The organism is Embleya sp. NPDC025285 (genome assembly GCF_055558835.1).
The window spans coordinates 86,634-98,841 of sequence record NZ_JBVHLU010000015.1 but is presented as its reverse complement, the minus strand read 5'-3'; the positions used below and the strand labels follow the sequence as shown (position 1 = coordinate 98,841).

Here is a 12,208-nt window from a genome sequence, read left to right as displayed (position 1 = left end):
AGGCATGCCGGGAAGTCTGGTCGGCGCTGTTTTGTCGTTTTCGCAGGGCGGTATGCGCCTGCGAACCACAGCCGACCTGGAGGTCCCGTGGCTGCCGAGTCCGCACCACGCACCAAGTTCTTTCGGCGTCCGTCCACGTTGGCCGAACGGAACTTCATCGCGGACGCGCTACGCACCGAGACCGTCGGCGGCGCGCTGTTGCTGATCGCGGCGGTGATCGCGGTGATCTGGGCGAACACCGGGTGGAGCGGGGCCTACCACGATCTGCGCGATTTCCGCATCGGTCCGAGCGCGCTCAACCTGGACCTGTCGCTGGGCACGTGGGCCGCGGACGGCCTGCTCGCGGTGTTCTTCTTCGTGGCGGGCATCGAACTCAAGCGCGAACTGGTGGTCGGCGACCTGCGCAATCCGGCCCAGGCCGTGCTGCCGGTGGTGGCCGCCGCGTGCGGGATGCTCACTCCCGCGCTGTTCTACTTCGCGGTCAACGCGGGCGGCGGATCGCCCGACGGCTGGGCCATCCCCACCGCGACCGACATCGCGTTCGCGCTGGCCGTACTCGCGGTGATCGGCACCAGCCTGCCCTCCGCGCTGCGTTCGTTCCTGCTCACCCTCGCGGTGGTCGACGACCTCGGCGCGATCCTGATCATCGCGATCTTCTTCACCGACTCGGTCGACTTCCTCGCGCTGGCCGGGGCCTTCGCCCTGCTCGTGGTGTTCGCGCTGCTCCAGCGCTTCCGGGTGCGCGGCTGGTGGTGGTACGTACCCCTCGCCCTGGTGACCTGGGCGCTGATGCACGAGAGCGGCGTACACGCCACGGTCGCGGGTGTCGCGATGGGCCTGTTGATGCGCGTGGTCCCGGACCCGGACGAGCGAACCTCGCCGGCCGAGCACGTCGAGCACCTGGTGCGGCCGGTCTCCGCGGGCGTGGCGGTGCCGATCTTCGCGCTGCTGTCCGCGGGCGTCGCGGTCTCCGGTTCGGTGCTCGGCGACGTGTTCACCCAGCGGCCCACGCTCGGCATCATGATCGGCCTGGTCGCGGGCAAGGTGGTCGGGATCTTCGCGGGCACCTGGCTGGTCGCCCGGTTCACCCGGGCCCAACTCAGCGACGACCTCGCGTGGTCGGACGTGTTCGGCATGTCCATGCTCGCCGGCATCGGCTTCACGGTGTCCCTGTTGATCAGCGAACTGGCCTTCACCGACGACCCGACGCTGACCGAACAGGCCAAGGCCGCGGTGCTGGTGGGTTCGGTGCTCGCGGCCGTCGCGGCGTCGGTGGTGCTGCGGATAAGGAACAACACCTACGCCCGGTTGTGCGTCGAGGAGAATCGCGACGACGACGGCGACGGCATTCCGGACGTCTATCAAGCGGACGCGGATCGACTCCGCGACGAGAAGCTCGGCCACTCCTGAATACTTCGTTTCCCATCCGAAACACTCGTACGACGCGCCCCGCTGGATACGTATCGCCGCAGCAGGGCATGATCGGGGTCGGATTATCCATACAGGTACAAGGAGTGACCATGGCAGGCACCGACAGGTCCCCGGCCCAGGACGTGCCCGTCGACGCACAGCGATCCCTCGGCGAGCTGTTCTCGTCGGCCAGCCGCGACATGTCCACGCTGGTGCGCAGCGAGATCGCGCTCGCCAAGAGCGAGGTCAAGGTCAGCGTGGTCAACGTCGCGAAGGGCGGCGGCGCGTTCGGCGCGGCTGCCTTCATCGGCGTGTTCGCGTTCATCTTCCTGAGCTTCGCGATCGTGTACGGAATCCACGCCCTCGGTCTCGGCGTGGCGTGGAGCTTCCTGATCGTCGGCGGCTTCTACCTCCTGCTCGCGGGCGGGCTCGCGTTCTACGGCATCAAGTCGTTCAAGAACGTCCGCGCGCCGGAGCGCACGATCACCACCACCCGGGACACGGTCACCACGCTCAAGAACGTCGGTTGATCCGGCAACGCGCCCGGGCCGGCCAAACCGGCGGCGGAAACCGGGGTGCGATGGCGAGTGTGCGACGCTGCTCCGCATGACGGTTCCCGAGAGCACCGTGGTCAACGTGGACGGGCCCTGGACACACCGCGACATCGCCGCCAACGGCGCGCGGTTCCACATCGCCGAAATGGGCGAGGGGCCGGTCGTGCTGTTGCTGCACGGTTTCCCGGAGTTCTGGTGGGCCTGGCGGCATCAGATGCCGGTGCTGGCCCGGGCCGGCTACCGCGCGGTCGCGATGGACCTGCGCGGGTACGGCGGCAGTGACCGCACCCCGCGCGGCTACGACCCGATCACCCTGGCCCTGGACGTGACCGGGGTGATCCGCTCGCTCGGCGAGCCGGACGCGATCGTGGTCGGCCACGACCTGGGCGCCTACCTGGGCTGGACCGCGGCCGTGTTGCGGCCCAAGGTGGTGCGCCGGTTGGTCGCGGTGTCCATGCCGCATCCCCGGCAACTGCGCGGCGCGCTGTTGACCGACCGGCACCAGATGGCCGCGAGTTCGCACATCTTCGGCTTCCAGCGACCGTGGGTGCCCGAGCGGCAGTTGGTCCGCGATGGCGCGGCGATGGTGGGCGACATGTTGAGCGCGTGGTCGGCGCCGGGCCGGCCGGCCGACGAGTCGATCGCGCGCTATCGCCAGGCGATGCTGGTGCCCGGCACGGCGCACTGCGCGGCGGAGCACTACCGCTGGCTGATCCGGTCCATCCCGCGCCCGGACGGCATCCAGTACTCGGCCCGGATGAAGGCCCCCGTCGAGGTGCCCACGCTGCATCTGCACGGCGCGCTCGACCCGGTGATCCTGCCGCGCACGGCGGCCGGCTCCGGGCGCTACGTGGAGGCGCCCTACCGCTGGCGACTGATCGAGGGCGTGGGGCACTTCCCGCACGAGGAACAACCGGCCGTGTTCACCGAGGAACTCCTGGGTTGGTTGAAGGACCCGGAACCCGAGCGCTGAAGTTCCGACAGCGCTTTCGGGCCTTTCTTGTACGATCTTGACGGGGATATCCGACACTTCCGTACAGATCGCCTCCGACGTGTCCGGAAATGATTTTCGGACCGCCGAGGCGGCGCGATTACGCCGTCGGTGACCCGGGTAGGCGCCACCGTATGAGCCGGACGTACAACGCTCCGAGCATGGCGGCGGGGGCCGGGGACACCCGGTCGGAGACGGCAGAGACCCTCATGGTTGAGATCGGCACCACTGGCACTCACGGGTTCGAGCACACGCGAGGGGCGCCGGCCGGCGCGGTTGCCGACCGGGGGGATCATTTGCCGGGGCTGATGGGGATATTGCGCCGACGAGCGCGTTGGTTGAGTCTGCGCCTGCGCTTCCTGCGTTGACGTGTCGACGCGACCCGGGACCGGGTCGCGTCGCACCATCCCCTGTCTCGCGTACGGGTTCCGCTTCGCGCACGGGCTCCGCGCAGCGCTCGATGCCGCTTTTCGCCGCTCAGGCGAACGTGCTGAACCACAAGAGCGCGACGGTGGCGAGCATCATCACCGGCACCAGGACGAGCGTCTCCACGCGATTTCCGGTCCGGCTGACCACGGCCACCTCGAAGCGGGTGCCCAGCGGCCAGAACAGCGGTATCCCCTGCTTGGTGAGGAAGTCGCCGAGCAGGTGCGCGATACAGCCCAGCACGATCACCATCGGCAACCAGTCGGGGGCCGCCGGCATCCAGTGGTCGACCACCGCCGTGCCGCCGCCGGCGAGCGCGACGATGGTGATCCAGGAGGCGACGCCCTTGCCCGGCGGACACAGGTTCAGCGCGCGCAGCGCGAGCGCGAGCAGCAGGAAGACCATGGTGAGGGTGAACGGCCGCCCCAAGTGCTCGACCCCCTGCCAGGTCAGCAGTCCGGCCAGGACGACGAAGGCGATCGAGTGGGTCGCGTGTCGGTGCCCGCCGGACACTTTGGCCACGCCCGCGCACAGCGCCCGCGAGAGCGGTCCCAGGAAGTTGGCGATCGTGCCGTTGTGGTGATCGAGGTCGGGCAGCAGCGCCGCGCCGGCGGTCAGGAACGTACCGATCACGATCTCGGACGGGGACAGGTGGTTGTGCCACAGGTGTTGGGGCAGCGTCGGTGCCGTCGCCGCGAACACCAGTGCCCCGCTGACCGCGTGCGAATGCCCGAGCATTCCCCCACCCCACCCCGCCTCGCCCCGCCCTCGCCGCTCGTCGCGGCTGTGCCCGAACGTCTGCCCGAGAACCCGGCGGACATGCGTCACATGGCGCAACTCTGAGTGTCCACGGGACGGTCGCCGACCGCGCCCGCCTCGGCGTCCGCGCGCACCTCCTCGACGGTGAGCGCGTACCCGGTGGACTCGTCGTCGAGCGACTTGGCGAAGATCACCCCGGCGACCTTGCCGTTCGGTGAGATCAGCGGGCCGCCGGAGTTGCCCTGGCGCACCTTCGCGTACAGCGAGTAGACGTCGCGACTGACCGTGCCGCGTTTGTAGATGTCCGGGCCGCCGGCCTGGATCCGGGCCCGGACCCGGGCGGGTTCGACGTGGAAGGCGCCGTTCTCCGGGAAGCCCACCACAATCGCGTCCGCGCCGCTCTCCACCTTGGGTTCGAACTGCAGCGGGGTGGCCTTGAGTCCGGGCACCTTGAGCACCGCGATGTCGCGCTTCCAGTCGTAGAGCACGACCTCGGCCGGGTATTCGCGGCCCTCGCCGCCGATCTGCACGGTCGGCTTCTTGACGCCACCTACTACGTGGGCGTTGGTCATCACGCGCTGCGGGGCGTAGACGAAGCCGGAGCCCTCGATCACCTTGCCGCAACTCTTCGCGGTGCCGACGATCTTGACGATGCTGTCCCGGGTCTCCTGGACCGCCGGCATCGACAACAACCTCGGGTCCGGCGGCGGGACCTGCGGGATGTCCTCGCGAACGAACGGGCTGAAGACCTGCGGGAAGCCGTTGCGGTCGAGCAGGTTGCCGAACGAGGAGAACCACGTGTCGGCGCCCTGCGGCAACACCTTCTGCACGCCGCCGAGCACCTGCGAGGAACGCACCTCGCGCGAGATGGTGGGCATCGAGGCGCCCGCGACCGAGGAGCCGATCAGCCAGACCACGATCAGCAGCGCGCACACGCTCACGATCGAGCCCCCGGCCGCGTCCACCAGTCGCGCCGGACGCCAGGTGAGTTGCCGGCGCAGCCGGTTGCCGGCCGCGGTGGTCAGCGCCTGGAGCGCGGTGGCCAGCACGAGCACGACACAGATCGCCGCGATCGAGGGACCCAGCCCCGGCTCGAACCGGTTGAGCAGCGACGGCACCAGCCACATGCCGAACACACCGCCGCCGATGAAGCCCAGGAACGAGAGCACGCCGACGATGAAGCCCTGCCGGTATCCGGAGATGGCGAAGGCCACCGCGGCGGCGAGCAGCAACAGGTCCAGGACATTCACGGGCTCACGTTCTCATGTGCGAGCCCGCGCTGTCCGCCGCCGTGCCGGTTCGTCGAACACCGGTGACACAGCCGTACAGGACCGGTGTTGACGTGCCGTCAGCCCGCCCCGCACCGGGTGCGGCGGGCGGGCCGGCGGTCAGTCGCGGACCTCGGGCTCGGAGGCGGTCTCCTCGTAGCGGTCGAACCCGCGCCGGGCCAACCGGCTCTCGGTCTCCGAAAGGGCGACCTCGCGGCGGCTGTCCCACGGCCGTTCCCAGCCGGTGTGGTGCAGGACCCGGTCGATCAGCCCCGCGGTGAAGCCCCAGACCACCAGGTCGTGCACCAGGAACGCCGGGCCCAGGTGACCGCCGGGGTGGCGCAGTCGGGCCCGGTTCGCCGGTTCGGCGAGCTCGGCGATCGACACCCGCAACACGCGCGCGACCTCCTCGGGTGCCCCCGGGGCGACTTCACTCTCCCGGTGCCACCACGCGAGCACGGGCGTGACCACGAAGTCGCTCACCGGGATGTACAGGTCCGGCAGCCGGCCGAAGACCCGCACACCGGAGGGGTCGAGCCCGACCTCCTCCTGCGCCTCGCGCAGCGCGGTGCCCTCCGGGCCGTCGTCGCCCGGGTCCACCGAACCGCCCGGAAACGCGGGCTGGCCCGCGTGCGAGCGCAGCGTCGCGGCGCGTTGCAGCAGCAGCAGGTCCGGACCGTCGGGCCCCTCGCCGAACAACACCAGCACGGCGGAGCGCCGACCGCCCTCGGCCGGTGGCAGGAAACGGCTCAGTTGCTCGGGGCGGATCTCCCGAGCGGCGCGCGCGACCGGGCGCAGCCATTCCGGCAGATCCGCTTCGGCCCAGGTCTGGATCCCGGTTCCGGTCTGGGTCACCCGGCGTCCCCCTCGTCTCGCGGTGCGGCCTTCGCTCGTGCGGCCCTCGCTCGGGTGGCCTTCGTTCGTGCGGCCTCGGCCGGTGCGGCCTTCGTCTCGGATACGTCTTCGGATGCGTCCACGTCTTCGGATGCGTCGCCCGGCACGGCAAGCACCGGCTTGGCCGGCGGCTTGAGCCGTTGGCCGGGTTGCCCGGCCATCTCGTACTTCAGCAGCGCCCTGGCCTTGATCGGATCCGTCTCGCCCTCGCCGTACGCCGGACACAGCGGCGCGATGGCGCACGCCCCGCACGCCGGGCGGCGGGCGTGGCAGACCCGGCGGCCGTGGAAGATCACCCGGTGCGACAGCAGGGTCAGGTCCTTGCGCGGAAACAGCGCGCCGACCTCCTGCTCGACCTTGACCGGATCATCGTCCTTGGTCCACCCGAAGCGCCGGGCCAGCCGGCCGAAGTGGGTGTCGACGGTGATGCCGGGCACGTCGAAGACCTCGCCGAGCACCACGTTGGCGGTCTTGCGACCCACGCCGGGCAGCGTGACCAGTTCGGCGAGCTTGCCCGGCACCTCGCCGTCGTAGCGTTCCAGGAGCGCCTGGGCCAGGCCCTGCACCGAGCGCGTCTTGGCCCGGAAGAACCCGGTCGGCTGAATGATCGCCTCCAGTTCGGCCGGTTCCGCGGCGGCCACCGCGGCGGCGTCGGGAAAGCGGGCGAACAGTGCCGGGGTGACCGTGTTGACCCGTCGGTCGGTGGTCTGCGCGGACAACACCACCGCGACCAGGAGCTGGAACGCGTCGCCGTAGTCGAGTTCGCAGTGCGCACCCGGGTATATCTCGCCCAATTCGCGATTGATCCGGCGCGCGCGGCGCACCAGAGCGAGATGGGACTCGGTTTTCACGACCTTCGCGGCCGCCCGCGACCTGCGCGGCGCGGGCTCCGTCACGTTGCTCGACACCCGGCCAGAGTACGCAGATGGACGGGGCGTACGGTCGAGCAGTCCGCACATGCTTGATCACAGGAGCGACATGTCCGGTTACTGTGGATCCGCCCGTTCGTGATCCAGGCCACCCCGCGTGATGATTGCGGGTACCGGTGCGTCAGACTGTGACCGATCGCACTGTTTGACCGCTCGGCTTTCATTGGTGTCGACCAGGCCGGCCTAGGAGGAACCTCGTGGACGACGTTTTGCAGCGGGCTCCGCTGTTCGCGGCGCTCGAAGATGAGGACGCCGCCGAGCTGCGGGCCTCCATGACGGAGGTCGCGCTCGAGCGCGGGGACTCGCTCTTCCACGAGGGTGACCCGGGTGACCGGCTGTACGTGGTGATCGAGGGCAAGATCAAGCTGCACCGCAGCTCCAACGACGGCCGCGAGAACATGCTCGCGGTGCTGGGCCCGGGCGAGATGTTCGGCGAGCTGTCGCTGTTCGACCCCGGACCGCGTACGGCGACCGCGACCGCGCTCACCGACGTGCGCCTGCTCGGCCTGGGCCACTCCGACCTGCAGCCCTGGCTGACCGGTCGGCCCAAGGTCGCCGCGGCACTGCTGCGGGCGATAGCGCGTCGGCTGCGGCGGACCAACGAGAGCCTGGGCGACCTGGTCTTCTCCGACGTCCCGGGACGGGTGGCCAAGGCCCTGCTCGACCTGTCCCGCCGGTTCGGCGTGCCCGCCGACGAAGGCATCCACGTCGCGCACGACCTCACCCAGGAGGAGCTGGCCCAGTTGGTCGGCGCCTCGCGGGAGACGGTCAACAAGGCGCTCGCCGACTTCGCCAGCCGGGGTTGGCTGCGACTGGAGGCGCGTGCGGTGGTCCTGATGGACGTCGAGCGGTTGTCGCGCCGCTCGCGCTAGCACGTCGCGCACCGAACACGTGGGGGTCCGCCGTCGGCGGGCCCCCACGCGGCGTTCAGGCGTCCGCGCGCTCGGTCAGGTATTCGAGCTGGGCGCGGACCGACATCTCGGCGGCCCACCACAGGCCGCGGTCCACGTCCGCGTAGACCCGTTCGACGACGTCCTGGGCGGTCTTGTCGCCCGCCGCGACCGCGGCCTCCACCTGGGCCAGCCGGGCCGCCCGGTGGGCCAGGTAGAAGTCGAGCACGCCGACCGCGTCGTCCAGGATCGGGCCGTGCGCGGGCAGCACCGCGGTGACCTCGCCGGCGGCGGCGAGGGCGCGCAGCCGGCGCAGCGAGTCCAGGTAGTCGCCGAGTCGGCCGTCGGGGTGCGCGACCACCGTGGTGCCACGACCCAGCACGGTGTCGCCGGTGATCACGAAGCGGTCCGCGGCCACCACGAAGCACACCGAGTCGCCGGAATGGCCGGGAGTGGCCAGTACCCGCAGGTCCAAGCCGCCGTCGTCGATCACCTGGCCGTCCACCAGGCCCTCGCCGCCGTAGCGCCACTGCGGGTCGACCGAGTGCACGACGGCGTTGGTGAGCGCCTTGAGGCCGGCCACGCCGGCCGAGTGGTCGGGGTGGCCGTGGGTGAGCAGGATCCGGCCCACGCGGCGGCCCTCGGCCTCCACCGCGGCCACGATCGCGCGCAGATGGCCCTCGTCGTCGGGGCCGGGGTCGATCACCACGGCGGTGTCCGCGCCCGGCTCGGCCACGATCCACGTGTTGGTGCCGTCCAGCGACATCGCGCTCGGGTTCGGTGCGAGCAGACAGGTCACCCGGGAGCTCGCGGGTCCGCCGATGGTCGGGCGCGGGTTGCCGGGCAGGGGCTGTGCGTTCATGGTGGTCATCCTGTACCTCGGTGGCCCGGACCGATCCGGTGGATGCCCTCGGACCGGCTCCGGGTCGTCGGTGGGGCCTCAGCGCAGACCGAACGGGTCCGCGACCCCCGGCCATTCGAGCACGAGGCGATCCCCGTCGAAACGGCCCTGGGCCATGATCGGGGTGATCTCCCGGTCGGCCGCGGCGGCCAGGGCAGCCGCCGGGTCGGCCAGCTCCGCCAGGTGGCGCAGCGTGTCGATGGTGGGCGGCAACATCGCCATCTCCTGCGCCCGGTGTTGTGCCAGCGCGTCGCCGGGCCGGGCCCAGGTGACCCGGTCGGCCTCGCCGGAGACGTCCCGGGTGCGCTGGCCGGCGGGCAGGGCGGCGACGAAGAACCACGTGTCGTAGCGGCGGTCCTCGAACTCGGGGGTGATCCAGCGCCCCCACGCGCCCAGCAGGTCGGAGCGCAGCACCAGTTCGCGCCGCTCCAGGAACTCGGTCAGCGTCTGCTCGCGCGCCACCAGCGCGGCGCGGTCCGCCTCCCAGTCCGCGCCGGTGGTGTCCGAGACGACGGTGCTCGGGTCGGGCCCGGCGAGCAGCACACCGGATTCCTCGAAGGTCTCGCGCACGGCGGCGCAGACGATCGCGCGGGCCTCGGCGACGCCGGTGCCCAGCCGCTTGGCCCACTCGGCGGGTTCGGGGCCGGCCCAGGCCACCGAGTGGTCCGCGTCCCGGGGGTCGACGCCGCCGCCGGGGAAGGCGTACATCCCGGCCGCGAACTTCATCGTGGTGTGCCGGCGCAGCAGATACGCCTCGGCACCGTGCGGCCGCTCGCGCAGCAGCACCACGGTCGCCGCGCGGCGCGGAGCCACCGGTTCCGCCTCGCCGGCGATGATCGCGCGGGCCCGCTCGGCCCAGGACGCGGGCATGCCCGGCTGGGCCTTCCCGGCTCGCGTACTCCCTGATTCGGCCATGCGCCGGATCGTACGCCTGACCGAGTCAAGTTCCATCCCTCGCCCCCGAAAACGATCGGACCCGACCCGAAAGGGCCAGGTCCGATCATCACGATGGCGCAGCGGGCGATCCGCTCAGACCACCTCGACGAGGATCTCCACCTCGACCGGGGCGTCCAGCGGCAGCACGGCCACCCCGACCGCGCTGCGGGCGTGCCGCCCGGACTCGCCGAACACCTCGCCGAGCAGTTCGCTGGCGCCGTTGATCACGCCGGGCTGGCCGGTGAAGTCCGGGGCGCTGGCCACGAACCCGACCACCTTGACCACCCGACGCACCAGCGACAGGTCGCCGAGCTCGGCCTTGACCGCCGCGAGCGCGTTGAGCGCGCACTGGCGGGCGAGTTCCTTCGCCTCCTCGGCGGTGACCTCGGCGCCGACCTTGCCGGTCGAGGGCAGCTTGCCCTCGACCATCGGCAACTGGCCCGAGGTGTAGATGTAATTGCCGGTGCGGATCGCCGGAACGTACGCGGCCACCGGCGGCACCACGCCGGGCAGGGTAAGCCCCAGCTCGGTCAGGCGCTGCTCGGGGTGTACCTCGCTCACTTCGCCGCCTCCTGCTTCGCACGCTTCATGTAGGCCACCAGGCTCTCCGGGTTGGGGCCGGGCACGACCTGCACGAGCTCCCAGCCGTCGTCGCCCCAGTTGTCCAGGATCTGCTTGGTCGCGTGCACCAGCAGGGGGACCGTCACGTATTCCCACTTCGTCATGTGTGCAGACTTTAGACGGACACGTCGGGCGGTTCGACGGGGCGCCACGCCACCGGCGAGGACAACACCATCGTGCTGGAGGGTTTGCCGTGCTCGGCGAGCCGGTCGATCAGAATCTGGAAGTCGGACATCGATGCGACCGCGACCATGAGCAGGCAGCACGCGTCACCGGTGACCCGGTGCACCTGGAGCACCTCGGGCCACTCGCGCACGGTGTCCGCGTCCCGGCGCAGCAGGCAGCCGGGGCCGTAGCAATTCATCCGGACCAGCGCCACCACACCGCGGCCGGCCGCGGCCGGATCCACATGCGCGTGATAACCGGTGATCACGCCGGTGTGTTCGAGCCGGCGCACCCGGGTGGCCACCGCGGGCGCGGAGAGGTTGATCCGCCGGGACAACTCGTTGAGCGAGACCCGGGCGTCGCGCTGCAATTCGGCGAGCAATCTGCGGTCGATCGCGTCCATGCGCACCCTCCGTTCACGATCGTGAGCACATGTCCTTCGACACTTTGCGAGCGTAAACCGAACCGGGGCTTCCGATGCTCGACACCCATTCCCAACCGAATGGTCGCACGATTCCATATGGGCACTCCCCGACCGGCCCTTCCGGCGCACCGGCGGGACCGGCCGGAGAGGTGACCTGCGATGACGTTCGACGAACGGACCCCACCGGCCGATCCGGCGAGCGCGACGTGTCCGATGGCGGGCCCGCGTCGAGGCCCCGCGGACGCCGCGGCGCCGCCGTACGCGGACTACGTGCAACTCGACCGGCTGCTCTCCCTCCAGCGCACCCGCACCGACGTGCCCGCCGAGCTGTCGTTCCTGATCTCCTCCCAGGTGATGGAGCTGCTGTTCGCGCTGCTGCGGCACGAATGGACGATCGCGGGCGAACGGCTCGACGCAAACGACGTGCCCGGCGCGATCGGCACGCTGCGGCGCAGCATCCGCGAGCTGGACGTGCTGGTGTCCACGTGGGACCTGCTCGCGACGCTCACCCCCGGCGAGTTCGGCGGCTTCCGGGACGCGCTCGGCGACGCGTCCGGCTTCCAGTCGCACCTGTACCGGCATCTCGAATTCCTGCTCGGCGTCAAACGCGCGGGCGTGCTGCGGCCCTACACGGGCAGTCCGGAGGTGCACGCCGAGCTGGAGCGCTCGTTGCGCGCGCCGAGCCTGTACGACCACGCGCTCGCCCTGCTCGCCCGCCGGGGTCGACACACCCCGACTCCCGGCGCGGATCCGAGTCGGCCGTACGAGCCGTCCCAGGACGTCGAACGCGCGTGGGCGGGCGTGTACACGGACGGCGTGGTCGACTTGGTCGAGCTCGGCGAGGTGCTCACCGACATCTCCGAGCGCTGGACCCGCTGGCGCGAGCGACATCTGGCCGCCACACTGCGAGCGCTGGGAAACCGGCCGGGCACGGGTGGCTCGGCCGGAGCGTCTTGGTTGGAGCAGACCGTACGTGTGCGCGTTTTTCCCGAATTGTGGACCATGCGCACCTTGGTCGAACCATCGAAGGTCTGATTCAT

At 70.8% G+C, this 12,208-nt stretch carries 14 protein-coding genes; 5 read left to right on the top strand and 9 right to left on the bottom strand.

Translation table 11 applies throughout. From position 1 onward, the window contains the following. Positions 1–87 precede the first annotated feature (87 nt). The 3 genes from nhaA (at position 88) to ACZ4FV_RS12840 (ending at position 2,937) form a co-directional block, all read left to right on the top strand. Positions 88–1,410, top strand: coding sequence for a Na+/H+ antiporter NhaA (gene nhaA / locus ACZ4FV_RS12850; protein WP_402234447.1), 1,323 nt, complete (start codon positions 88–90; stop codon positions 1,408–1,410). Positions 1,411–1,520: 110 nt separating this feature from the next. Continuing rightward, entirely contained in the window at positions 1,521–1,940 is a 420-nt protein-coding gene (locus ACZ4FV_RS12845; protein WP_395866673.1) for a phage holin family protein, read from the top strand. Positions 1,941–2,016: 76 nt separating this feature from the next. Further along, the gene (locus ACZ4FV_RS12840; protein WP_402234445.1) at positions 2,017–2,937 is read left to right on the top strand and encodes an alpha/beta fold hydrolase; all 921 of its coding nucleotides are present in this window, start codon (positions 2,017–2,019) and stop codon (positions 2,935–2,937) included. Positions 2,938–3,432: 495 nt separating this feature from the next. Here the strand turns inward: ACZ4FV_RS12840 and ACZ4FV_RS12835 are convergent, their stop codons facing one another. From ACZ4FV_RS12835 to nth, 4 genes are all read right to left on the bottom strand, one after another. After that, positions 3,433–4,119, bottom strand: a complete 687-nt coding sequence (locus ACZ4FV_RS12835; protein WP_395866669.1) for a metal-dependent hydrolase — start codon at positions 4,117–4,119, stop codon at positions 3,433–3,435. Between the two features lie 86 nt (positions 4,120–4,205). Further along, complete coding sequence (locus ACZ4FV_RS12830; RefSeq protein ID WP_395866667.1) at positions 4,206–5,390, bottom strand: MarP family serine protease; 1,185 nt, start codon at positions 5,388–5,390, stop codon at positions 4,206–4,208. A 138-nt stretch (positions 5,391–5,528) separates the two neighbouring features. After that, positions 5,529–6,263 carry an NUDIX hydrolase gene (locus ACZ4FV_RS12825; protein ID WP_395866665.1) on the bottom strand — a complete coding sequence of 245 codons (735 nt, stop codon included), beginning with the start codon at positions 6,261–6,263 and terminating at the stop codon, positions 5,529–5,531. Then, positions 6,260–7,261 carry an endonuclease III gene (gene nth / locus ACZ4FV_RS12820; RefSeq protein WP_402234443.1) on the bottom strand — a complete coding sequence of 334 codons (1,002 nt, stop codon included), beginning with the start codon at positions 7,259–7,261 and terminating at the stop codon, positions 6,260–6,262. Before nth ends, ACZ4FV_RS12825 begins: the two co-directional genes overlap by 4 nt. 167 nt (positions 7,262–7,428) lie before the next feature. Between nth and ACZ4FV_RS12815 the strand changes: the two genes are divergently transcribed. Continuing rightward, complete coding sequence (locus ACZ4FV_RS12815; RefSeq protein WP_020554920.1) at positions 7,429–8,103, top strand: Crp/Fnr family transcriptional regulator; 675 nt, start codon at positions 7,429–7,431, stop codon at positions 8,101–8,103. Positions 8,104–8,158: 55 nt separating this feature from the next. Here the strand turns inward: ACZ4FV_RS12815 and ACZ4FV_RS12810 are convergent, their stop codons facing one another. From ACZ4FV_RS12810 to ACZ4FV_RS12790, 5 genes are all read right to left on the bottom strand, one after another. After that, complete coding sequence (locus ACZ4FV_RS12810; protein ID WP_395866662.1) at positions 8,159–8,983, bottom strand: MBL fold metallo-hydrolase; 825 nt, start codon at positions 8,981–8,983, stop codon at positions 8,159–8,161. 78 nt (positions 8,984–9,061) lie between these two features. After that, a complete protein-coding gene (locus tag ACZ4FV_RS12805) occupies positions 9,062–9,937 on the bottom strand; it encodes an NUDIX hydrolase (protein WP_402234441.1) in 876 nt (291 codons plus the stop codon). Positions 9,938–10,051: 114 nt separating this feature from the next. Further along, positions 10,052–10,519, bottom strand: a complete 468-nt coding sequence (locus tag ACZ4FV_RS12800) for a RidA family protein (protein ID WP_395866659.1) — start codon at positions 10,517–10,519, stop codon at positions 10,052–10,054. After that, complete coding sequence (locus ACZ4FV_RS12795) at positions 10,516–10,683, bottom strand: DUF4177 domain-containing protein (RefSeq protein ID WP_395866657.1); 168 nt, start codon at positions 10,681–10,683, stop codon at positions 10,516–10,518. Before ACZ4FV_RS12795 ends, ACZ4FV_RS12800 begins: the two co-directional genes overlap by 4 nt. An 11-nt stretch (positions 10,684–10,694) precedes the next feature. Beyond that, on the bottom strand, positions 10,695–11,147 hold the full coding sequence (locus ACZ4FV_RS12790) for an Lrp/AsnC family transcriptional regulator (protein ID WP_395866655.1): 453 nt from the start codon (positions 11,145–11,147) through the stop codon (positions 10,695–10,697). A 180-nt stretch (positions 11,148–11,327) separates the two neighbouring features. On the opposite strand from ACZ4FV_RS12790, the gene ACZ4FV_RS12785 reads away from it, so the two are divergent. After that, on the top strand, positions 11,328–12,203 hold the full coding sequence (locus ACZ4FV_RS12785; RefSeq protein WP_465322629.1) for a tryptophan 2,3-dioxygenase: 876 nt from the start codon (positions 11,328–11,330) through the stop codon (positions 12,201–12,203). Positions 12,204–12,208: the final 5 nt, after the last annotated feature.

Coding starts and splice junctions, on each gene's coding strand:
- ACZ4FV_RS12845 (WP_395866673.1), top strand. CDS start 1,521: ATGGCAGGCACCGACAGGTCCCCGGCCCAGGACGTGCCCGTCGACGCA.
- ACZ4FV_RS12840 (WP_402234445.1), top strand. CDS start 2,017: ATGACGGTTCCCGAGAGCACCGTGGTCAACGTGGACGGGCCCTGGACA.
- ACZ4FV_RS12835 (WP_395866669.1), bottom strand. CDS start 4,119: ATGCTCGGGCATTCGCACGCGGTCAGCGGGGCACTGGTGTTCGCGGCG.
- nth (WP_402234443.1), bottom strand. CDS start 7,261: ATGTGCGGACTGCTCGACCGTACGCCCCGTCCATCTGCGTACTCTGGC.
- ACZ4FV_RS12810 (WP_395866662.1), bottom strand. CDS start 8,983: ATGAACGCACAGCCCCTGCCCGGCAACCCGCGCCCGACCATCGGCGGA.
- ACZ4FV_RS12805 (WP_402234441.1), bottom strand. CDS start 9,937: ATGGCCGAATCAGGGAGTACGCGAGCCGGGAAGGCCCAGCCGGGCATG.
- ACZ4FV_RS12795 (WP_395866657.1), bottom strand. CDS start 10,683: ATGACGAAGTGGGAATACGTGACGGTCCCCCTGCTGGTGCACGCGACC.
- ACZ4FV_RS12790 (WP_395866655.1), bottom strand. CDS start 11,147: ATGGACGCGATCGACCGCAGATTGCTCGCCGAATTGCAGCGCGACGCC.
- ACZ4FV_RS12785 (WP_465322629.1), top strand. CDS start 11,328: ATGACGTTCGACGAACGGACCCCACCGGCCGATCCGGCGAGCGCGACG.